Genomic DNA, 22,133 nt, shown 5'->3' with positions numbered 1-22,133 from the left:
GACAGGGTGTTGGGAAATGCCTGACTTTCGCATAGATGTCACCAGTTAATAACGATAATCAAGAACAATGGCGGGCATGAATCAGACCAGACGAACGATTGCGGCGCGCGATGCGGGCGCTGGCTGGCGCAGCCCGGCGATTATAGCCGTGGCTGTATTCGCAGCCGCGCCCGTGGCCGCCATGCTGTGGGGCGCGCTGGCGGTCGAAAGCTCTTTTCAAGAGGGGGGCGGCTTGTCGCATCTCCTCGGCGTCAATGGCGCGCGCTACATCGCCTCGACATTGCTGCTGTGCCTTGTCGCCGGCCTCGGCGCGAGCGTGATCGGCGGGGCTTGCGCCCTTCTTATTTCCCTGACGCAGTTTCCCGGGCGCCGGGCGCTGGCCATCGCGCTTGCCTTGCCATTCGCCATCCCCGCCTATGTGGCGGCATACGCCTATGGCGACCTCTTCGGCCCGTTCGGCGCGCTTGCATCCTTATTCGGGCCAGCCGTCCTGCCGGAAATCCGGTCGCTTCCCGGCGCCGCTTTTATCCTCATGCTGACGACTTATCCTTACGTCTATCTCGCGATGAATGCAGCTTTGTCTTCGCGGTCGGCGGCGCTGATGGAAGCGGCGCGTTCACTGGGAGCCGCGCCGCGCCGCGCCGGCATGGGCCTGCTCCTGGCGGCGAGCCGTCCGGCTTTCATCGGGGGGCTGGCGCTGGCGCTGATGGAAATCGCCGCAGATTACGGCGTTGCCGATTATTTCGGCGTGCAAACGCTGAGCGTCGGCATTTTCCGGACATGGTACGGCCTTGGCGATCTCGCCGCCGCGACACAAATTGCAGCGGGGCTATTTCTGGTAGCGCTGATCCTCACCATCATGGAAAGCGCCGGGCGCCGGGGCCATACAGCGGAAGACGCCCGCGCGCATCGCTCAAGCAAGCGCCTGAAGCTCTCTGCGCCGCACGCCGCCCTCGCGATCCTGATATGCGCGGCGCCAGTGCTGTTCGGTTTCGCCGCACCGGCTTTTGTACTGATCGCTAAATTCGATCCCGATTTATCGCTTGGCGCCGGGCGCGATCTGGCGTCGGCGGGCCTGAACACCGCCTTTGTCGCCATCATCGGGGCTGCGGCGGCCATGGCGCTCGCGCTTGTCCTCGCCTATGCGTCGCGGCGCGCAAAAGGCAACGTCATGAAGGCGCTACTGCGCGTTGCAACGCTTGGCTACGCCGTGCCCGGCGCGGTCATGGCGATAGGCGTTCTGGCGCTCTCCGCTTTTGCCGCGCGCATAACAGGGGTCGCCATGGCCGGGGGGCTCAGCGTTTTGCTGTACGCCTATGTCGCCAGGTTTCTGACCGCCGGCTATAACGCGGCGGCGGGCGGTCTCGCGCAAATCAACCCGCAAATGGACGCCGCTGCGCGCAGCCTCGGCGCCGGACCGTCCCGCATTGTGGCGGGCGTTCACTGGCCGCTGGCGCGATTGTCCATTCTCTCGGGTGCGGCGATCGTCGCCATCGACATCGCCAAGGAATTGCCTGCGACGCTGTTGTTACGCCCGTTTAATTTTGAAACGCTCAGCACAAGGATTTACAGGTTGGCGTCCGACGAACGTCTCGCTGATGCGGCGCCGGCAGCGCTTATTCTGATTTTACTCGGCCTGATTCCCGCTCTCGCGCTCAGCGTAATCGCTGATAAAAACAACAGGACAAGAAAAAGCGCCCGCAAAAGCCGTCAGACTTTTGCGGGCGCCAAAGCCAACATCACGGCCTGACTTTATTCGCCGCCACGATAGGCGAGCGGCAGATCGCCCCGCTCCAGATCGCTGTAACGTTGCATCAGCATTTTCTGACGGTTGTTCAGATCCTGGCGCCGCCCGTCGATGAAAACTTCTTCCGGACGGGAGGTCACCTCCAGCGGATCGCCGTCCCAGATGACAACATCGCCGGCCATGCCGGGCGCAAGCGTTCCAAACTGATCGCCCATCCCCAGCATCTCGGCGGGATTGCGGGTGAGCGCCGCAATCGCCGCGGCATGCGGCAAGCCTTCCGCAACGGCGTTGCCGGCATGCTGGCGGATCAAGCGGGCGTTGTGGGTGCCGTCCAGAAACGCAATCTGAACGCCGGCGGCATGCAGACGAGCCGCGTTTTTAAGCGTTGAGCTTAAATCCTCGAACTGCCGGGGAAGGTTGTCCATCCCGGAAACGATGACGGGAATGTTGGCGGAGGCGAGCTCGCGCGCAACGCGCCAGCCCTCGGATGCGCCGACAATAATCACGCGCAGGCGATAGGTGTTTTTCAACCTGATCAGCGTGCGGATGTCATTGGCGCCGTTGACCTCGACGATCAGCGGTTGCTCGCCGCTGACGACGGGCCCCAGCGCTTTCAGGTCAGAAAGGGCGAACCGGCTTGAATGCGGCCGGCGCGTATACTCATTCGGATTGGCCTGATAGGCGCGCGCCTCGTCCAGATATTCGCGCAGCACCGCCCAGGCGCCCATCCGCGTGTCGCCCGAACGCGCGGCGCCGCCATAGCCCATCACCGCGACCTGCGCCGCATCGGCGCGGGTGATGGAATTGACCCGGCCCGAAAGATCGACCACCGCCGCCTTGCCCGCAAAAAGCGTGTCGCCGGCGGATGGCGCGGACAGCGCCCGCGTAAGGCCGGCGGCGCGATTCACGGGAATGAGCGTCGATTGCGGGTTGAATGCATCGACGGCGTTCAACGCTGCGCCAAGCGGAAAACCTTCGCGCGGACTCGCGTCATTCGCCTCGTCGTCAAGGCTGATTTCCACAAGGCCAAGGCTTGTATAAGGCGCGACGAGGCCCGGCGTTACGATTTTGCCGGTTGCGTCTATGACCGTCGCGCCGGAGGGCGCGGAAAGATCCGCACCGACCTGCGCAATGCGGCCGTCGCGGATAATAATGTCGCCTTCCTCAATGATGTCGCCTGAAACCGGATGCACGGTCCCGTTCATAATGGCGACGGTTTGCGCGGTTGCGGCGGCCGCAAGCACGGCGCCCGCGGCAGCGATGGTTGAAAGTGTTTTTATCATGATACGGTTCATTGTCCCGAGCCTCCGGTAAAGGCGTTATCGCGCTGGCCGATTTCAAAATCCATTCGCGGCGACAGCGAAGGATCCGAACGGTCATACATCAATGCGCCGTCAATATAGACTTTCTCCGCCTTGGCGTAGACGGAAAACGGGTTCTGGTTCCAGACAACGACGTCAGCCATTTTGCCTGCCTCCAGCGTGCCGGTCTGGTCGAGCACGCCCATGGCTTTCGCCGGATTTGACGTGATCCACGAGATTGCGACCTCCGGCGTGATATCGACGCCAATCCTGCGTCCATCGGCCATGGCTTTCGCCGCTTCCTGATTGAGCCGCTGGATGCCGATGGCGCTGTCGGAATGGATGATGGCGCATCCGCCCGGCTGCGCATGCACGAGCGCGGCGTTTTCACCGACCGTGTCGTAGGCTTCAAGCTTGAAGCCCCACCAGTCCGCCCAGACAGCGGCGCAAACCTCGTTTTCAGCCAGATAATCGGCGATTTTGTAGGCTTCAATGGCGTGGTGGAAGGTGGTGACGTTGTAACCGAACTCCTCGGCCATATCGAGCACCTGCACCATTTCATCCGCACGGTAACAATGCATGTTCACGCGAATATCGCCGCGCAGGACGCCGGCGAGTGTTTCCAGTTTCAGATCGCGGGCGGGCGCGTCCGGCGCGTCGCCCTTGTCGTCGTCGTCATTATCAACCCAGTCATTATGGTCAGCCCAGTAATCGTCCCATTTTTTCCTGTAGGCCTCGGCTTCAATCCACGCAGAGCGATACCCCGCCATGTTGCCCATGCGCGTGCCGGGACCGCCGCGTTCGCCGTAAACCCGCTTCGGATTTTCACCGCAGGCCATTTTCAGCCCATAGGGCGCATCAGGAAATTTCATGCCCTGCACCGTCCGTGAGGGAACGTTTTTCAGGATCGTTGAGCGACCGCCAAAGAGATTCGCCGAGCCGGGCAGCACTTGCAACGATGTAATGCCGCCAGCGAGCGCGCGGGTGAACCCGGCGTCCTGGGGCCAGACTGAATGTTCCGCCCAGACATGCGCGGTATTGGGCGAAACGATTTCATTGCCGTCAGAAGTAGAGCTTGTGGAGGGCGAGGGATAATCCCCGAGGTGGGAATGGATGTCGATCACGCCCGGCGTCACCCATTTGCCGCCGGCGTCGATTGTTGTGGCGTCTTCCGGCGCGGTTACCGCGTCGCCGGCGCCGACCGCAGCGATCTTGCCGTCCTGTATGAGCACGGACCCGTTGTCGATACGCTCGCCTGCGCCCGTCAGCACGGTGGCCCCAGTGATCAGCACGGTTTCGCCCGGATAGGGCTCATAGGTTGACGGATAAGGATCAAGCGGCGGCTTTGTTGGCCCATCGCTATCCATATCGCCGTTGTCCGGCTGCGCCGTACGCGTTTCCGCTGTTTCGGACGGCGTTTCATCCGCCGCTTCGGCGTCGCTGGCGTTCTCGGCTGAATCTTGCTGCGAGCACGCCCCGATCATCAGAACGGCGAGCGCCGCCGTCCATCTCCATTGTCGCATAGGTCCCTCAAATTGCTGCGGACGCGCTTCGACACGCCCTAAGAAGTGTCATAAGACTAGCGTAAATTTCCGGCGCAGCCACCCTGCTGTCGCTGCTTATTTCGTTTCGTATCATTTGGGCGGGAGGGGCCATATGACCAACACCATCACGAGACGCGGCGCGTTGCTATCAGGCCTCGCCGTTGGCGCAAGTTCCTGCGCATCAGCGCCGAAAATGACGCCATATACTGCTGTAAGCGAAGGGGCGGAGGGTATTTTCGCCTATGGAGTCGCATCCGGCGATCCCGGACCCGATAGCGTGATCATCTGGACCCATGTTTCTCCGCCGGTCGGCGCACGCATAGCTGCGCCCGCACAAATCGTCTGGGAGACCGCCAGCGATGAGGCCTTTACGACTTTGCTGGCGAAAGGCGAGGCGGAAACCGGCCCGTCGCGCGGCTGGACAGTCAAGGTCCTGCTTCAGGGCCTTCAACCGGGATCGACATATTATTACCGGTTCCGTTACGGCGACGCTTACTCGCGCGTCGGGCGCACGCGAACGCTGCCCGCCGGCGCCGTCGAGGCGGCGCGGTTCGCAGTTGTATCATGCTCGAACTATCCGTTCGGCTTCTTTAACGTCTATGATTTGATCTCGCGCGAAGACGATCTCGACGCCGTTATCCATCTTGGCGATTACATTTACGAGTACAGTACGGACGGTTATGGCGGCGAGGCCGGCGCCGCGCTTGGCCGCAACCATCAGCCGGCGCATGAAATCATCACCCTCGCCGATTACCGCCAGCGCCACGCGCAATACAAACAAGACCCGTCATCCCAGGCTATGCATGCGCGCCACCCGATCATTCCGATCTGGGACGATCATGAAACGTCAAACAACTCATGGAAGGACGGCGCGGAAAACCATGAACCGGAAACGGAAGGGGACTGGAACGCGCGCCGCCGCGCCGCGCTGCAGGCGTATTATGAATGGATGCCCGTGCGCGAACCGGAAATGGCGCCAGAAGCCTTCTTTCGCTCCTTTTCCTATGGCGATCTTCTCACCATCGCGGCGATTGAAACACGCCTGATGTCGCGGGCGCGCCAGTTTGAATATTCAGAAATCATCCCGGCGCTGAAAACACCCGAAGACATTGAACGCTTCAAGCGCGATATTCTCTGGGACCAGACCCGCGAAATGCTCGGCGACGCACAGATGGACTATCTTGACCGTACATTCCGCAACGCCGGCGCAGGCGGCCAGCCATGGCGACTCATCGCGAACCAGATCATCATGGCGAAAGTAACCGCGCCCGACCTTAATCCCCACGTCACGGAAGACGATATAGTCGCGCTGGAACAGCAATGGAACCAGGCCCGCGCCTTTATCAAATCCTCCGCCCTCGGACTGCCGACAAATCTCGACGCCTGGGACGGTTACCCCGCGGCGCGGGAGCGGTTTTACGATCTCGCCAGAAATGCTGGCGACAGCGGCATGATCGTTGTTACCGGCGATACTCACACCTGGTGGGCGAACGATTTGAAGGATCGCAACGGCGCGCAGATGGGCGTAGAGCTTGGGACGCATTCTGTGACCTCGCCATCTCCCTACCGGAAGGAATTTCTCGGCGGCAAGGGCGCGGAATATGCGCTACTCACCAATCGCGACAATGAAGACGTGCGTTACCTATCCGGCGAAAATCACGGCTTCATTCATTTGACCCTGACCCGCGACGCTGCGCGCGCCGAATTCCGCGCGGTCGATTCAATTGAAACCGGCGCATATAACGGTTTCACCAAGGCCGCATTCGAGATCGCAAAGAAAGACGGCGCGGCTGTGTTCTCCGACGCAGACGGGCTTGGCTTCAAGGAAGGGTTTTTGTTTTAAAGATGGGCTGGATCAAAGCACGTATCGGAAAAGCGAACTGGATCGGATTGCTGGTCTGGATTGGCGTCCTTGTATTGTTTTCATTCTGGGCGTTTACAATGGACAGTCCGTGGACGCGCGCACTCGCGGCGGCGGGCGGCGCGCTGCCGGAAATGCAGCCGGGCATACCCGCCATCGAACCGGTTCGCTCACTTCAAGCCATGGGCGAGAACACAGGGAGCTATTTGCTGTGGCAGATCTTGGATGTCCCCTATGCGGTTATGAATTTTATGGTGATTTCTTCTGCAATGGGGCTTGGCCTGAAAGCCGTTCGTCTGGAGACGGGCATTTTACGGTTCGCGCTATTGCTTCCGGCGCTTTATGTGGTCTGCGAGCTGATTGAAAATGCGCTGCTCGCAGCGTTCGCCGCGGAAATTTCGCCGCTCTCGGAACCGCTTGTGCTGGCGCAACAGGCGGCGACCACGCTGAAATTTGCATCCTCCATGATGGGCGGCATGCTGGCTGTGCTGGGACTCGTTGTCGCCGCGATCGCTGCCGGAATGCGACTTGTACGGAAATAAGCGTTACAAAATTACCGCGAACCCAATCCAACGGCCTGCAAACAGCAAAAAACAATTGCAATCTCCGCCCGCCTGCTAATCATAAACCGCAAAGGGGAGCCGATACATGTTAGCTGCGCCGCGACAGGAACGGTTTGAAAGCCTCGACGTCTTGCGGGGCGTCGCCGTGCTCGCCATCTTCGCCGTCAATATCCAGGCGATGGCGCTGCCCGCGGCCATGTTCGCCAATCCGTCCCTGAATACGGAATTTTTCGACGCAAAAGGCGAAGCGCTCTGGTCGTTCGTTGCGACGTTCATCCAGTTTAAATTCATCACGATTTTTTCCGCCCTGTTCGGCGCCGGGATCATCCTCATGGTCGGCGTCGAGAAACCGTCGGACAAAATCGGTTTGCATTATCGGCGCATGGCGTGGCTGCTTTTGTTCGGCCTGATCCACGCATTTCTCATCTGGTTCGGCGACATCCTGACGCCTTATGCGGTCGCCGGCATGATCGTGGTGCTGGCGCGGCGATGGCGCCCGAGAACGCTTCTTATCGCCGGCGTGTTGCTGGTCGCCCTCAGCTACCTCTTGCAAATGAGCATGTATCTGGCGCCTGAAGACGCCCGCCAGGATATTATTGATGCAATGTGGGCGCCGCCGGCGGAACTTCTGCAGCAGGAAATCACGCAATACCGCGCCGCCCTGTGGGAGCGATTGCCCCATACCGCGCCCAACGCAATTCTGTTTCAACTGGTGCAAACCGTGCTGATCGGTCCGCGCAATATCGGCGTTATGATGTTCGGCATGGCGCTTTATAAGACCGGCTTTTTCACCGGCGGCTGGCCGATGCTGCGCTATATTGTTTTCGGCGCGGCCGCGACAGCGGCGGGTGTGGCGTCGTCGGCATATGCTACGGGCGATTATTTCCGGCACAATTTTGAAATGTTCGCGCTCTTCAACGGACAAACGGCGCTTTACTGGGGCAGTTTGCCCCACGCCTTTGGCTACGCCGCGCTGATTTTGGCGGGTTGCAAGATTCCATTTGCGAAACTTTTGCGCGCGCCGTTTGCGGCGGCGGGCCGCATGGCGCTGACCAATTATCTCGCCTGTTCGATTATAGGCGCAGGATTGTTTTACGGCTCGCCCGGTCTTGGCCTTATCGGCGCGGCAAGCTATCCGGATATGGCCAAGACGGTTATCGCCGTATGGATTGCGATCCTTATCTGGTCGCCGCTCTGGCTATCGCTCTTCCGGTTGGGCCCCTTTGAATGGGTGTGGCGATCCCTTACCTATTGGCGGGCGCAACCGCTGAAAAAATAGGAACAGCATGACGAAAAAGGAATTGATTGCTTACGCCGCCGCGTTGCCAAAGGCGGAACTGCATCTGCATATCGAGGGCAGCCTTGAACCGGAGATGCTGTTCAAGCTGGCGGCGCGTAACAAAATCGATATCCCTTTTGGTTCCGTTGACGACGTGCGCGCCGCTTATCGCTTTTCCAATCTTCAGGACTTCCTGGATATCTATTATCAGGGCATGAGCGTTTTGAGGACGGAAGAAGATTTCTTCGACCTCACCATGGCCTATCTCAATCGCGCCCGCGCGGACAATGTTCGGCATGCGGAAATTTTCTTCGACCCGCAGGGGCATACGGAACGCGGCGTGCCGTTCGACGTCGCGATCGGCGGCATTCTGACCGCGCTGCATCTCGCCAAGAGCGAATTTGGCATGACGGCGAAACTGATCATGTGTTTCCTGAGGCATCTGCCTGAAGAAGACGCGTTCGAAACACTGAAACAGGCGGAAGGCTGGCTTGACCGGATTACGGCGGTGGGCCTAGACTCATCGGAGGCTGGGCATCCGCCGTCGAAATTCGAGCGGGTTTTCAAGGCCGCGCGGGAACGCGGTCTGAAACTTGTCGCCCATGCCGGCGAGGAAGGTCCGCCTGATTACGTTCATGAGGCGTTGAACATTCTGGGCGTTGACCGGATCGATCACGGCAATCGCGCGCTGGAAGACGACATGCTCGTGAAGCGTCTGGAAAAGGAACAGATCACGCTGACGGTCTGTCCGCTTTCCAACCTCAAACTCTGCGTTGTCGATGAGATGCAAAACCATCCGCTGAAAAAGATGCTCGACCTTGGCTTGCGCGCGACGGTCAACTCCGATGACCCATCCTATTTCGGCGGCTACATGCAGGAAAATTTCAAGGCTGTGATCGAGGCGCTGGATTTAACCCGCGACGACATCAAGACACTGGCGAAAAATTCCTTCGTCGGATCGTTTCTGTCCGACGGCGAAAAACGTGCGCAGATGGCGGCGGTGGATATGGCGGCGAAAATATAGTCGCCGTTTTCATATGCATGAACCAAAATTAGTATTTCTTTGAGCAGGGAATGGGATGAACAACAATCATGAAACGGAAGAGACTGAGGGCGCTGACAGGTCTCATACTCCTTTCAACCTAGCCGCCTTCCTGATCGCTTTTTTCTTCGTCTGGCTGGTATTCGATAATTTGGCCTTAGGTTTGATTTTTGGCGTATTATTTAGCGGCGGGTCGGAGATCGCCCAGCGATCCGCCGCCAAAAAATCAGATTAAATCCGGGCGCGCAAACATCCCGTTGGGATGGGTTTCCGTGTGTAGCGCCCCCGATGCGGCCAGCTCGAATGACAAAAGACGCAGCCGCTATAAGTTCAAAATACTCTAACGTCCCCAGCCGGCGATTGTTTCCATCACCGTTTCGATGTCGAGGCCGGACTGTTCAACCCAGCCTTTCGACGGCCCGCGCCAGCGATGAGCGAACCAGTCGACGGCGCCGTTCTTTTTAAAAGCGACGTCTTCGGATTTTAACAGCCGCCGCTGTTTTTCAGCCCCTGAATGATCAGCCATGTGGCCTGACGCCGTGACGATGCGGAACCACGGCAGGCCTTCCGGCGCCGAACGAAGGGCGGTCGCCGTCTGGCGAGGTCCGGCGCCGGGGATAAGGCTCGCGATCATGCCGTAGCTTGCAACTTCGCCTTTCGGCACTTCGCGGATGAGGGTGTGGATGGCATCGTAATCAACCGTCATATTATTCGCAGGAGATCATTATCAAATATCGCCTATACTTGGCCGAATATTTCCTTGTTTTTTAAGGCGCGCCCAACGCAAACGAAAAAAGAAAACAAGCGTACCAATAAATACCAGAATCGTAATCGAGGAAAGAATTTTCGGCACTGTAGCGAAGAAGTCTGGGTTGCCCGCCGCGCCATGCCAGTTTAATTCAGAATTTGGCGCGATTGCTTTTTCATTGATGAGCTGCGCAACGCCTGCCAAATCGCTATAAACTCCTCTTACTTCATTAATCATGCCTAACGAAAAAGCGGCAAACACGCCGACTAACACTCCTGCCGTTATCCTGTCTAAACGGTGTGCAACCAGATACCCCGCCACCAGCATCGCAAAGATAACCGTGATATAGATTGAAAGCGTGGCGACCGCACTTTGATGAATTGTAAAAAATAAATCAGCGGCTTCGTATTCAGTCATCGGTGTCACTCCCGTTTCGTATTCCAGATAACAGGAGTCACATAAAACAGCCAAGTCTGCCCGATCATTTATCCAACTGGGTCCGTTTCAGGCTTTTCCATAAGAAACCATGTAAAGCCTGAGTCAGCTGCTCCTTCGCGCCGATAAGGCAATTCCTCTATTTTTTCGAAATAAACTCTTGCATTCGGATTTTTTTGATCCTCGGGCATGTCGCTAAGAAATTCATCAGCCTTGAGAATTTCTAAAACCTTCTTTTCAGCAGCTACTGCATCCTCCGCTTCAACATATCGTGTAGTATAAAAACCAAAATTCTTTAGCTCAATATCATCCTTCAGTATGAAGTTCTCACCGCGAATCAAACATTGAAACCACGGCATTACGCGACCTCAAACAGACCGGCGGCCCCCATGCCGCCGCCGACGCACATGGTGCAAACGACATATTTCGCAGCCCGGCGTTTGCCCTCGATCAGCGCGTGGCCGACCATGCGCGCGCCGGACATGCCGTAGGGGTGGCCGACAGAAATTGCGCCGCCATTGACGTTTAACAATTCATTCGGAATGCCGAGCGTGTCGCGGCAGTAAAGCACCTGCACAGCAAAAGCCTCGTTCAATTCCCACAGCCCGATGTCATCCATCTTGAGGTTGAACTTTTCGAGCAGTTTGGGGACAGCGAAAACCGGGCCGATGCCCATTTCATCCGGGTGCGTCCCGGCGACGGCCATGCCGCGATAAATCCCGAGCGGCGAGAGGCCGCGCTTTTCGGCTTCCTTGCGCTCCATGACGACCGCAGCGCTGGCGCCGTCCGACAATTGCGAGGCGTTGCCGGCGGTGATGTATTTACCTTCCGTGACTTTCTGACCGCCCTTGAACACGGGCTTCAGACCGTTAAGGCCCTCCAGCGTCGTTTCCGGCCGATTGCCCTCATCCTTTTCGAGCGATACCTCGACGTCGGCAACCTCGCCGGTTTCCTTGTTCTTGAATTTCATCACGGCGTCCATGGGAACGATCTCGTCATCGAACCTGCCAGCCTGCTGCGCTTCGTACGTTCGCTGTTGCGATTGCAGCGCGTATTCATCCTGGGCGTCGCGGGAGACGCCATAACGCTCGGCGACGATTTCCGCCGTCTCGATCATCTGCATGTAGGTCGCGGGCAGGTTTTCCAATAACCACGGGTCAGGCCGCACGAACATGTCGTTCGTCTGGTTCATGGAAATCGATTCAACGCCGCCGCCGACGGCGACCGCCATGTTATCGACGACGACCTGTTTCGCCGCCGTCGCGATCGCCATCATGCCGGACGCACACTGACGATCTATGGACTGGCCCGGCACAGTGTGCGGAACGCCGGCGCGCAACAGCGCCTGGCGCGCCACATTCTGAAACGCCGTACCCTGCTGCAGCGCCGCGCCGAAGACGACGTCCTCGACCTCGCCGCCGTCGATTTTCGCGCGCTCAATGGCGTGTTTGATCGCGTGTGCGCCCAGCGCCTGGCTGGTCGTGTTATTGAATGCCCCGCGATAAGCCTTTCCGATGGGGGTTCTGGCGGTCGATACGATAACGGCTTCTCTCATGCGGCGCTCCTTTGTCTGATCAGCGCTGTTGCGCTTTCGCCATGAAATTGGCGATCGGACCCGATGAATTCTCGTAATAATGCACCTGGTCCGTCGAAGAAATTTTCTCCCAGTCGCTGGCGATGTCTTCGGGCGTTTGTTTGTCGGGCGACAAATAAACGCCGTCGGTTTCCACCATATAGGCTCTTGCATAACCGCCGCCGGCGCAACTCACAATCGCGCGCGAAGGCGCGTCGTCGCTGACAAGATAGATCAACGCGGCGGTAATCGCCTCGGGCGTCAACTGGTTCAGAATGTCTTCGGGAAACCCGAGGTCTTCCGTCATCCGCGTTTTGGCGGACGGCGAGAGCGCATTGACTTTAATATTGTATTTCGCGCCTTCCAGATGCAGCGCATTCATCATGCCGATCATGCCGGCCTTTGCCGCGCCGTAATTTGCCTGACCGAAAATACCGTGAAGTCCGGACGGCGAGGACGTAAATATCACGCGGCCATAGTTTTGCTCGCGCATGATTGGCCAGACCGCGTGGGTGCAAACCGCCGAACCGAAAAGATGCACGTCGATGACGGCGCGGAAATCCTCCAGCGACATTTTGTGAAACGTTTTGTCGCGAAGGATGCCGGCATTATTCACCAGAATATCGACGCGGCCCCATTTTTCCATTGCGGCGGCGACCATGGCGCCAACCTCTTCCGGCTTTGTCACATTGGCGCCGTCGGCGATGGCCTCGCCCCCGGATGCATTGATATGCGCCGCAACATCCGGCGCCGGCGAGACCGATCCGCCCGTGCCGTCCATGGCGCCGCCAAGGTCGTTGACCACGACTTTGGCCCCGCGTTCGGCGAGCGCATAGGCGTGCGATTTTCCAAGCCCGTTGCCGGCGCCGGTAACAATGGCGACTTTTCCGTCAAATTTTAAGGCCACTGAATTTCTCCGATTTCTAGCGGACAAGAATTTCCGTCTTTATTGAGTTCGCAATGAAGCATTCCTGATGCGATAAATGATGTATTTTACCGAGGGTTTCAGCGTCAACGTCCACACTTTTTGCAAATGTAATAACCGGATGAAGCTCTATCCGCGTAATGGCGAGGCGACCGTTTTCGTCTTTTTCCATGTGACCGATGGCGTTATCATCGTATGCATCAACCGTCAGACGCTTGCGGGCGGCGATAGCCAGAAATGTCAGCATGTGACAACTTGCGACAGACGCCACGAACGCCTCTTCCGGATCAATGCAAGCAGGATCGCCTAGATAGGCGGGCGCGGCGGCGGCTTTGACTTCCGCGCCATTATCAAAGCGCCAGACATGCGTGCGATTATATTCCTGATAAGCGAAACTCTCCGTCTCGCGCCTCCAGCTTATTCCCGCCAGGTGGTCTGACATAAACTGTTCCTGATCAAGTCATTTGCATGGTCAGCCATTCCGCCACCAGCGCAGGTTTTGTCTCTCCTTCGATTTCAACCTTGGCCGCATATTTCAAGGACCACTGGCCGGGGATTTTCTGATCAGCCGACATTAATGAAAAGCGGCCGCGAATGCGTTTGCCGGATTTGACGGGCGTGACAAACCTCACTTTTTCGAAACCGTAATTGACGCCCATCTTGACGCCGTCGAGGATAAGGATTGTTTCAGCGGCAAGGCGCGAGAGCATCGACAAGGTTAAAAACCCGTGCGCCACCGTCGTTCCAAACGGCGATGCTTTCGCGGCTTCCGGATCCACATGAATGAATTGATGGTCTTCGGTGACATCCGCGAACCGGTCGATGCGCGCCTGATCAATCATGAGCCACTCCGATACGCCGACTTCCTTGCCAATATGATCGCTAATGTTTTCAGGCGATATGACGGGCATTCCTACCTTCCCTAATAACCGCGCAAACGCGCTATGCGGTCGCCGTGAAACGCCTGATCGCCGAACATTTCCTGCGCCACGCGAATACGTTTCATGTAAAAGCCGATATCGTATTCATCCGTCATGCCGATGCCGCCATGCATCTGCACGGCTTCCTGACTGGCGAGCTTTGCGACCTCGCCGACCTTCGCTTTGGCCAGCGAACAAATCGCGCCGGCGACGCCGTAATTTTCATCAAGCTCCTGCAAGGCTTTCAGCGTAACGGATTTGGCAAGTTCTATTTCCGAATACAGATGCGCGGCGCGATGCTGGAGCGCCTGGAACGCGCCGATTTCCATTCCGAACTGTTTGCGTTCTTTCAGATAATCGACGGTCATTTTAAACGCGGCCTGCGCAGCGCCTGACATTTCGGCGGCGAGGCCCGCCCGGCCTGCGTTCAGGACGCCCTCAAGTCCCGCATAGCCGCCGTCCACGTCGCCGAGGACGTCGTCGCCTGTCGCCTCGACACCGTCGAAACGGATACGCGCCGCGTTGCGGCTGTCGACCATTTGCGTGCGATCAACATCGACGCCTTTCGATTTAGAATCGACGAGAAACAGCGTCAGGCCTTTTTCTTCCCCAGCGGCGCCTGCGGTGCGCGCGGCGACAATGATCTTGTCCGCGACATGCCCATCGGCGACAAAAGTTTTATCGCCCGACAGTTTAAAGCCATTACCGTGCTTTTCAGCCGCCATGGCGGTTTTGGCGGGCCCGTGTTTGGCGCCTTCGTCCACAGCGAGCGCATAGAGCAACTCGCCCGCAGCGATTTTCGACAAGCCTTCCTGGCGCTGCGCGTCGCTGCCCAGTTTTTTCAGCGCCGTCGCTGCAAGGATGGACGTGGAAAGATAGGGCGAGGCTGTCAGGGTGCGTCCCATTTCCTCCGCCAGAACTCCCGCGCCGACGAAGCCGAAACCCGAGCCGCCATAGTCTTCATCGACAATAATGCCGGCCCAGCCCATTTCGGCCATCTCTTTCCACAGGTCGCGGGAAAAGCCGTCCGGGTCGTTCGTATCGCGAAGCTTTCTGAGGGCGGCGACCGGCGCTTTTTCTTGGAGGAACCCTTGCGCCGAATCGCGCAACATTTCCTGTTCTTCTGTGAGGACTAGAGGCATTTCCGTTTCCTGTTATCAATTCTGAGTGTATGCTTCGTCTTCCGCCGAAACGATCCACGTCGCCAATGTGACGCGCCAAACGCCTTGTTTACGCAACCGCCAGACATGCGCGCCGCCAAATGCCGTTCCGTCTTTGGACGTTCCGCTAAATTCTGCGAGCTTTAAAGCATCACTCTTGTCGATATGGAGTTTCGTGATCACGGCCTGAAGCGTAACTGGAGCATCCTCGCGGCGAATCATTTCCATGAAAGCATCCCGGCCGATGATAGGCGCTGTGTCAGGAGGGGCGAGCAGAAAATCGTCTGCGATCATGGCCGCAAGCCGTTCTTCGTCGCCATTCATTTCCGCAGCAATCCACGCCTCATGCAACTCCCGAATTTGGGTTTCGTCACGGCGCACCGTCATGAAACTATCTCCGGAAGTTTCTCTAATCTCATATTCACGTCCCCGGCAGTTCGAGAATGCGTTTCGCGATAATGTTGAGCTGCACTTCCGACGTGCCGCCTTCGATGGAATTGGCTTTGGTGCGTAGCCAGCCGCGCGCCAGCTTGCCGTCTTTCGTGCGCTCGCCCTCCCATTCAAGTTCGTCCGAACCGCCTGCATCCATCATCAGCTCATAACGCCGTTTGTTCAATTCCGTGCCGTAATATTTCAGCATGGAAGAATTTGCGCCGACGCCTTGCCCGGCCTTGGCCTCATCCTTCATGCGCTCAAGCGTCAGCAAAAACGCCCAGCCGTCCACATCGGCCTGCGCGATGCGTGCGCGCAAAAGAGAATCGTCTAGCCGCCCACTCTCATTGAGGCCGGCTTTCTGCGCGGCGAGTTCGCCGGGGCTGCGCCCGCCGAGCAAGCCGCCGCCGCCGCCGCCGATCATTTCGCGCTCATGCGTCAGCAGATATTTCGCGACGTCCCAGCCCTTGTTCATCTCGCCGACAATGGCGGAAACGCCGGGCGCGTGCTCTTTCGGCGCCGTGGCGTCGTCGAAAAACGTCTCGCAGAAAGGCGACTTGCCGGAAATCAGCTTGATCGGTTTTGTCGAAACGCCTTCCTGATCCATATCGACGAGAATGAAGCTGATGCCGGTATGCTTCGTCGCTTTCGGATCGGTGCGTACAAGGACGAAAATCCAGTCGGATTCATCGGCATAGGAGGTCCAGATTTTCTGGCCGTTGATCAGCCAATGGTCGCCCTTGTCCTCGCATTTGCATTGCAGCGAAGCGAGATCCGAGCCGGCGTTAGGTTCGGAATAGCCCTGACACCAGCGTATTTCACCGCGTGCGATGGGAGGAAGGAAATGCGCCTTTTGCTCATGCGTACCGTATTTCAACAGCGCCGGGCCCAGCATCCAGATGCCGAAACTTTCCAGCGGAGAGCGGGCGTTGATCTTGCGCATCTCCGCTTTCAGGATTTTAACTTCCTCTTTGGAAAGACCGCCGCCGCCATATTCCTTAGGCCAGGCGGGAACGGTCCAGCCCTTTTCCGCCATGCGCTCCAGCCAGGCTTTCTGTGCGTCGGATTCAAAGGTCCAGCTTTTGCCGCCCCAGCAGATGGAATCCTCGCCGCCTGCGCCGGCGTCACGCATTTCCTTGGGACAGTTTTCTTCCAGCCAGGCCCGGACATCTTTGCGGAATGTGTCAAGCTCGCTCACATCGCTTCTCCTTAGGAAACCGACAACGCCGGGGGATGCTCCAGCGCGATTTTACGGATAGTGATTTTATCGAATTTCGCAGTGCCAAGCCTCGGCAGCGCAGATGGCGACACCCATATGCGCTCCGGGACTTTAAAATTGGCAAGCTCGCGGCTCATAAAAGCACGCAACTCTTCCGGATCGACGCCCGCGCCTTTCTTTGCGTAGACGACAAGCCCGACGCGTTCGCCAAGCTTGTCATCAGGCACGGAGAACACCGCCGCCTCAGCGACGGCCGCGTGCTCATAGGCGCGATTTTCAACTTCTATACAGGAAACGTTTTCGCCGCCGCGAATGATCATATCCTTGATACGATCGACAACATAGACGAAGTCCTCTTCGTCCATGCGTCCCAGATCGCCGGTACGGAACCAACCGTCCGCCGTGAGGGCCTTCGCCGTTTCATCCGGCAGATTATGATAGCACCGGAAATTCGCCGGCGATCTGATCCAGATTTCGCCAACATCGCCTTTCGCAACATCCGCGCCGTCCTTGACGATCTTGATATCGGTCAGGGGCGGGAGCGGCCGGCCCGTTGAGTCAGGGCGCTCTTGATACATCTCCTGCGAGATGACGCAGCCGGCGGCGTTGGTTTCAGATAATCCGTAGCCAGACGAAGGATTGGCGTGCGCGAATTTCGCTTTCAGTTTTTTTACATGATCCGGCGGGCGTTTCGCGCCGCCCGAGCCGATGTCAATCAGTGTCGGCATGTCGTCAGGCCCGGCGTTTTCCAGTAATTCATAGGACTGGCTCGGTACGCCGACAAAATTTGTCAGCTTTTCCTCGTTGATGATCCGCGCCGCATCGACCGGGTCCCAGCGATAAATCATCGCCATGCGCCGTCCGATAATCAGGGAAAGCATGAAGATCGAGTGCGATCCGGTAACATGAAACAACGGTACGGCCAGCAAAATCCCGGGATCGTCCCCGATAGGACTGATCCCGCCGCGCGCTTCGGTGAGTACGTTCAAGACAAACCACCAAGACCATAGCGTCGCAACGGCGCCGCGGTGCGTCAACACAACGCCCTTGGGCTGTCCGGTCGAACCTGACGTATAGACGATGGAAAAATCATCGTCGGGGCCGATATCGACCTGCGGCGTCGTTTCATCCTTCGATCCCGCCAGCAGGCTGTCATACGCGTAGTCCGCCCCCTCGCCCGCCTCTCGCACGAGGATGAGCGTCAGGCCCATCTTTTCTCTGATGGGTTTTAAGTAATCGAGCCGTTTTGCATCCACGAGCACAATCTTCGCGCCGCTGTCTTGCAAACCGTATTCAAGCTCGTCTGCTTTCCACCAGGCGTTCAGCGGCACGACAACAGCGCCAAGCGAAATGATCGCCATGTAAGCGACACACCATTCCGGATAGTTGCGCATGGCGATGGCGACATAATCGCCCTTGCCGACGCCGAGCTCCTTTTGCAACGCATGCGCAAAGCGGCAGACTCGCTTTTGCGTTTCTGCGAAACTGAGGCGTTCGCCTTCAAAAATGATGAAATCCTTTTCGCCGTGCTTTGCGCTTTCGGCGAAAAGCGCTGGCAAATGCGCCGGCGCATTCTGGAATATCCGGTACTTGTTTCCGCGTATATCCGCCTCGCCGATGGCATATTGCGGATCGGTCCCGATCAGCTTCATGGCGGCGGCGAGCAGCGTTTCCAGATTCAAAGGCGGCGCTTCGGCCATCGTGTCGCTCATCCCTGATACAAACTCTTTTTGCTGTTTTATTCTTACGAATATTCCTAGCCGAGCATGAGCCCTGACGAAACAATCCTTTGCAGTTGCCGGCGTTATTTCCCGGCGATTTTCTCGCGCACCGTTAACAGCGTGTCTTTAATATTAACCTCGATACCGGCCGGGCGGCCCGCAAGGCGCCACAACAGATAAAGTGCGGCGGCGTAAATTACGGCGCCCATTCCCGCATCGATGAAGAGGCGCATCGCCGGCGTCAGGTCCCCGATCGCCATAAAATGCGGGCGGACAAGAACAAACCAGGAGGCCATCGCTGCAACGGCCCCGAGCGGGCGCCGCGCAGCGGCGAGCGGCTCCCAGAACGGAGCCCCGCTCGCGCGACCATAAAGCGCGAGATTCAGCGCCACATGGAAAAGACCCATGACAGCCGCAGCGACAATCGCCCCGTGCAGCCCATGCGCCCACGCCGCCCAGATAAAAACCGGCATGCGCGTTATAAAGAAAACCAGCTCGCGCAAAAACACCAGCCGCGTCAGTCCCAAGGCGACGGCGTAGGATTGAGTGGCGAAAAACAACGATTGCAGACCGACCACCGGCGCCAGCAAGGCTATTGCGGGTACGGCGGCGGACCATTTTTCGGACAGGACGACATAGGTGAAATCGCTCGCCACGAACGCCATACCGAAGGCCGCCGGCATGGCGAAGGCGCCAAGCGCCTCCACGCCTCTTAAAAACGCACGGCGCATCCGCGCAGGATCGCCTTGCATTTCAGCCAGACCGGGAAAGATGGCGCGCGTCAGCGGCATCGCCACTTGCCCGGCGACCATCTCCGACAATTGGAACCCGATAAAATAAACGCCGGCGCCGCCCTGGCCGATGAAACGGCCGAGGATCGGGACGTCGAGCTTGTTGTTCAGCGCCGCCATGAAACTGACCCCGCCAAGCCAGCCGGAAAACCCCACAAGCCGGCGGAAGGACTTTACCGACACCGCCGGCAAATAGGGACGAAGCATGTATGAAAGAACGAGCTGGACGAAAACACTCGCCAGCATACCGAGAATGATCGCCCAATAAGTACGAAATAGAATGGCGATAGTCAGCGAGACCGCAACGCCGAGTAATCTGTTCGCGACGGTCACCAAAAATTCCCGTGAGAATTTCAGTTCGCGCTCGAATTCATAAAATTTCGGATTGATCAGCCCGAGCAATACCGGAAAAACGGATATGCCCGCAAAGGCCCAGAACAGCCGCTCGTCGTCGTAAAACTGCGCGGCCAACGGCGCCGCGGCGAATAATATCACCCCGATCAGAACGCCGCGCGCCAGCGAGAATGTAAAAAGCGTGTTGAGGTCGTCGCGGTCCGCATCGCGAAATTTCACCACCGCCTGACTGACCCCGATATCGGATACGCCCTGCAGCAATTGCATCGTGATCGTCGCAATGGCGACAATGCCGATATCTTCCGGCACCAAAAGACGCGCAATGATGATGGTGTTCACCGCGCCAATGAGGCGGGCAAAGAGCCCCGCGCCCATGATCCAGGCCGCGCCATGCGCGACGCGTGTAAAGAGCGGGCGCGGCTCGGGCGGAAGCGTCGGCTCAGACATGGTAAAACGGTTTCATCACGTCCCTGCGCTTAGCCCGGTTTGAAGGCGAAGGCGATATTTGAAAAAAATCGGGCTTGCGCCGACGCCCCCCGTCACTAAGGTGCGCCCGCTCCAACCGACCGGTGAAAGAATGCCTCATACGTCCGCCCTGATGACCGTCATGATTAACGCTGCGCGCAAGGCGGCGCGCGGGCTCATTCGCGATTTCGGCGAGGCGCAAGCCTTGCAGGTCTCGCGCAAGGGCGTGGCTGATTTCGTCTCCCGCGCAGATCTGCGTGCAGAAGAGGAAATTTACGAGGAACTGTCCAAAGCGCGGCCGAAATACGGTTTCGTCATGGAGGAAAAGGGTGAAATAGAAGGGGCGGACAATTCGAACCGGTGGATTATCGACCCCCTCGACGGCACCACGAATTTTCTGCACGGCCTGCCGCAATTCGCCATATCCATAGCGCTGGAGCGAGACCGCCAGCCTTACGCGGGCGTCGTTTTCAATCCGGCGACAGATGAGTTGTTCTGGGCGGAAAAAGGCGAAGGCGCGTATCTGAACGACCGGCGCATTCGCGTCTCTGGCCGCGCCGACCTCAGCGCCTGCCTTTTCGCCTGCGGGCTTCCCTTCGCCGGCCGGCCGGGGCGTGAACGAGCGCTTCAGGAAACAGAACGCGTTCTGGAAAACACCGCCGGCGTTCGGCGCTTTGGCGCAGCGGCGCTGGATCTCGCTTTTGTCGCGGCGGGACGTTTCGACGCTTTCTGGGAGCGCGATTTGAATATCTGGGATGTCGCCGCCGGCGCATGCATTGTGCGCGAAGCGGGCGGTATGGTCAGCGAGATCGACGGCGGCAAGAAATTCCTGACCGACGGATCGATCCTTGCTGCAAATACGGAAATCTACGAACAGGCGAAAGCCTTGCTGAAAGAACCGCCGCAGGCCGGCTGACTTTTAACGGCGCGCTGGCGCACCCGAGATCAGCAAATCGTTCCCCAATGGTTCAATTAATATATTGCGCAATGACACAGCCTCTGACAGCGCGCTGACATTCAGACCCGATACGGACGGCTTGCCGTCAGCGCCTATAATCATCCCGACAGCGACAAATGCATAAAGCCGGTCAATCAAGCCCGCCTTCAAGAACGCGCCCAGCGTTTCGCCTCCGCCCTCCACCATCGCTGCGCAACATCCGCGCGCGGCGAGGGTTTCGGCAAGCGCCGGGAGGTCAACACGGCCATCCGGCGACGCCGGCAAGATTGCAACCTCGGCGCCTGCTTTTTCAAATGCTGCACGCCTTGCCGTTGACAGTTTCGACGTCGCGGCCAGCAATGCGCCCCGCCCCTGCATTGAAAAAATGCTGGCCGCCGGGTCGGTGCGTCCCGCGCTGTCGAGGACAACGCGCAACGGCTGGTAAATATTTTCGAACGGCCGGTCTTCTTCATCGCGCGCGGTGAGAGACGGGTTGTCCGTTGCGACGGTATTGGCGCCGACAATGATCGCGTCGGCGCGCTTCCTGAAAGCCTGCGCTTTTGTGCGTGACTGAGCGCTCGTGATCCACTGGCTCTCGCCGGTTTGCGTGGCGATTCTGCCGTCGAGACTGGACGCCGTCTTTCCCGTAATGAACGGGCGGCCTGTTTCGATAAAGTGAAACCAGGCCTCGTTGAGACGGCGCGCTTGCGCCTCGCAAAGACCGGCGCGCACGCGAATACCGGCCGCTTTCAACCGCGCGCCGCCGCCAGCGGCCTTTTTGTCGGGATCGCCCACAGCGTAAGCAACGGACTGTACGCGCGCCTCAATCAAAGCGTCGGCGCACGGGCCCGTCTTTCCCTGATGCGCGCAAGGCTCAAGCGTGACGTAAACATCTGCGCCCGCTATATCGCAGCCTGCCTGATTCAGTGCATTTATCTCCGCATGCGGATGGCCTGCGCCTTCGTGCCAGCCCTCGCCGATAATTTTACCGTTTTTGACAATGACGCAGCCCACCATGGGGTTCGGCGAAACGCGCCCCTCGCCGCGCCGGGCGAGCTCAAGGGCGCGGTTCATGTATTTCGCATCTTCGCGGAAAGCGCCGCTCATTGATGCCGG

At 58.4% G+C, this 22,133-nt stretch carries 21 protein-coding genes; 6 read left to right on the top strand and 15 right to left on the bottom strand.

The genetic code is table 11. From position 1 onward, the window contains the following. Positions 1–76 precede the first annotated feature (76 nt). A complete protein-coding gene (locus ACQK2Q_RS17115; protein ID WP_425410959.1) occupies positions 77–1,750 on the top strand; it encodes an ABC transporter permease in 1,674 nt (557 codons plus the stop codon). Between the two features lie 2 nt (positions 1,751–1,752). Here the strand turns inward: ACQK2Q_RS17115 and ACQK2Q_RS17110 are convergent, their stop codons facing one another. Together ACQK2Q_RS17110 and ACQK2Q_RS17105 are read right to left on the bottom strand one after the other, a co-directional pair. Beyond that, a complete protein-coding gene (locus ACQK2Q_RS17110) occupies positions 1,753–3,030 on the bottom strand; it encodes an amidohydrolase family protein (RefSeq protein ID WP_425410958.1) in 1,278 nt (425 codons plus the stop codon). A gap of 8 nt (positions 3,031–3,038) precedes the next feature. Further along, positions 3,039–4,571: an amidohydrolase gene (locus ACQK2Q_RS17105; RefSeq protein WP_425410957.1), complete on the bottom strand. Its 1,533-nt coding sequence runs from the start codon at positions 4,569–4,571 to the stop codon at positions 3,039–3,041. Between the two features lie 133 nt (positions 4,572–4,704). On the opposite strand from ACQK2Q_RS17105, the gene ACQK2Q_RS17100 reads away from it, so the two are divergent. From ACQK2Q_RS17100 to ACQK2Q_RS17085, 4 genes are all read left to right on the top strand, one after another. Then, positions 4,705–6,435 carry an alkaline phosphatase D family protein gene (locus tag ACQK2Q_RS17100; protein ID WP_425410956.1) on the top strand — a complete coding sequence of 577 codons (1,731 nt, stop codon included), beginning with the start codon at positions 4,705–4,707 and terminating at the stop codon, positions 6,433–6,435. A 2-nt stretch (positions 6,436–6,437) separates the two neighbouring features. Continuing rightward, positions 6,438–6,995: a hypothetical protein gene (locus ACQK2Q_RS17095; RefSeq protein ID WP_425410955.1), complete on the top strand. Its 558-nt coding sequence runs from the start codon at positions 6,438–6,440 to the stop codon at positions 6,993–6,995. Between the two features lie 106 nt (positions 6,996–7,101). Beyond that, positions 7,102–8,295, top strand: coding sequence for a DUF418 domain-containing protein (locus ACQK2Q_RS17090; RefSeq protein ID WP_425410954.1), 1,194 nt, complete (start codon positions 7,102–7,104; stop codon positions 8,293–8,295). Positions 8,296–8,302: 7 nt separating this feature from the next. Then, on the top strand, positions 8,303–9,319 hold the full coding sequence (locus ACQK2Q_RS17085; RefSeq protein WP_425410953.1) for an adenosine deaminase: 1,017 nt from the start codon (positions 8,303–8,305) through the stop codon (positions 9,317–9,319). A gap of 358 nt (positions 9,320–9,677) precedes the next feature. Here ACQK2Q_RS17085 and ACQK2Q_RS17080 read toward each other — a convergent pair whose 3' ends face one another. From ACQK2Q_RS17080 to ACQK2Q_RS17025, 12 genes are all read right to left on the bottom strand, one after another. After that, complete coding sequence (locus ACQK2Q_RS17080; RefSeq protein ID WP_425410952.1) at positions 9,678–10,043, bottom strand: MGMT family protein; 366 nt, start codon at positions 10,041–10,043, stop codon at positions 9,678–9,680. A gap of 21 nt (positions 10,044–10,064) precedes the next feature. Then, positions 10,065–10,502: a hypothetical protein gene (locus ACQK2Q_RS17075; protein ID WP_425410951.1), complete on the bottom strand. Its 438-nt coding sequence runs from the start codon at positions 10,500–10,502 to the stop codon at positions 10,065–10,067. A gap of 68 nt (positions 10,503–10,570) precedes the next feature. Beyond that, entirely contained in the window at positions 10,571–10,879 is a 309-nt protein-coding gene (locus ACQK2Q_RS17070; protein ID WP_425410950.1) for a hypothetical protein, read from the bottom strand. Further along, the gene (locus ACQK2Q_RS17065) at positions 10,879–12,075 is read right to left on the bottom strand and encodes an acetyl-CoA C-acyltransferase (RefSeq protein WP_425410949.1); all 1,197 of its coding nucleotides are present in this window, start codon (positions 12,073–12,075) and stop codon (positions 10,879–10,881) included. Before ACQK2Q_RS17065 ends, ACQK2Q_RS17070 begins: the two co-directional genes overlap by 1 nt. Positions 12,076–12,094: 19 nt before the next feature. Further along, positions 12,095–13,000 carry an SDR family NAD(P)-dependent oxidoreductase gene (locus tag ACQK2Q_RS17060; protein ID WP_425410948.1) on the bottom strand — a complete coding sequence of 302 codons (906 nt, stop codon included), beginning with the start codon at positions 12,998–13,000 and terminating at the stop codon, positions 12,095–12,097. A gap of 16 nt (positions 13,001–13,016) precedes the next feature. Then, entirely contained in the window at positions 13,017–13,460 is a 444-nt protein-coding gene (locus ACQK2Q_RS17055) for an OsmC family protein (protein ID WP_425410947.1), read from the bottom strand. A 13-nt stretch (positions 13,461–13,473) separates the two neighbouring features. Beyond that, positions 13,474–13,929, bottom strand: coding sequence for a MaoC family dehydratase (locus ACQK2Q_RS17050; RefSeq protein WP_425410946.1), 456 nt, complete (start codon positions 13,927–13,929; stop codon positions 13,474–13,476). An 11-nt stretch (positions 13,930–13,940) separates the two neighbouring features. After that, complete coding sequence (locus ACQK2Q_RS17045; RefSeq protein ID WP_425410945.1) at positions 13,941–15,080, bottom strand: acyl-CoA dehydrogenase family protein; 1,140 nt, start codon at positions 15,078–15,080, stop codon at positions 13,941–13,943. Positions 15,081–15,095: 15 nt separating this feature from the next. Next, the gene (locus ACQK2Q_RS17040) at positions 15,096–15,485 is read right to left on the bottom strand and encodes a YybH family protein (protein WP_425410944.1); all 390 of its coding nucleotides are present in this window, start codon (positions 15,483–15,485) and stop codon (positions 15,096–15,098) included. A 34-nt stretch (positions 15,486–15,519) separates the two neighbouring features. Further along, entirely contained in the window at positions 15,520–16,728 is a 1,209-nt protein-coding gene (locus tag ACQK2Q_RS17035) for an acyl-CoA dehydrogenase family protein (protein ID WP_425410943.1), read from the bottom strand. A gap of 11 nt (positions 16,729–16,739) precedes the next feature. Beyond that, complete coding sequence (locus tag ACQK2Q_RS17030) at positions 16,740–18,461, bottom strand: class I adenylate-forming enzyme family protein (protein WP_425410942.1); 1,722 nt, start codon at positions 18,459–18,461, stop codon at positions 16,740–16,742. Between the two features lie 92 nt (positions 18,462–18,553). Then, on the bottom strand, positions 18,554–20,062 hold the full coding sequence (locus ACQK2Q_RS17025) for a lipopolysaccharide biosynthesis protein (protein ID WP_425410941.1): 1,509 nt from the start codon (positions 20,060–20,062) through the stop codon (positions 18,554–18,556). A 130-nt stretch (positions 20,063–20,192) separates the two neighbouring features. Here ACQK2Q_RS17025 and ACQK2Q_RS17020 point away from each other — a divergent pair, with 130 nt between their 5' ends. Next, on the top strand, positions 20,193–20,996 hold the full coding sequence (locus tag ACQK2Q_RS17020; protein ID WP_425410940.1) for an inositol monophosphatase family protein: 804 nt from the start codon (positions 20,193–20,195) through the stop codon (positions 20,994–20,996). Between the two features lie 3 nt (positions 20,997–20,999). On the opposite strand, the gene ribD is transcribed toward ACQK2Q_RS17020, so the two are convergent. Beyond that, positions 21,000–22,124: a bifunctional diaminohydroxyphosphoribosylaminopyrimidine deaminase/5-amino-6-(5-phosphoribosylamino)uracil reductase RibD gene (gene ribD, locus ACQK2Q_RS17015; protein WP_425410939.1), complete on the bottom strand. Its 1,125-nt coding sequence runs from the start codon at positions 22,122–22,124 to the stop codon at positions 21,000–21,002. Between the last annotated feature and the right edge of the window lie 9 nt (positions 22,125–22,133).

The sequence above is a fragment of the Hyphococcus sp. genome, from assembly GCF_965228385.1.
GTDB lineage: Bacteria > Pseudomonadota > Alphaproteobacteria > Caulobacterales > Parvularculaceae > Hyphococcus.
Note: the sequence above shows the minus strand (reverse complement) of the source record. Positions and strands in the feature narration are given on the sequence as shown.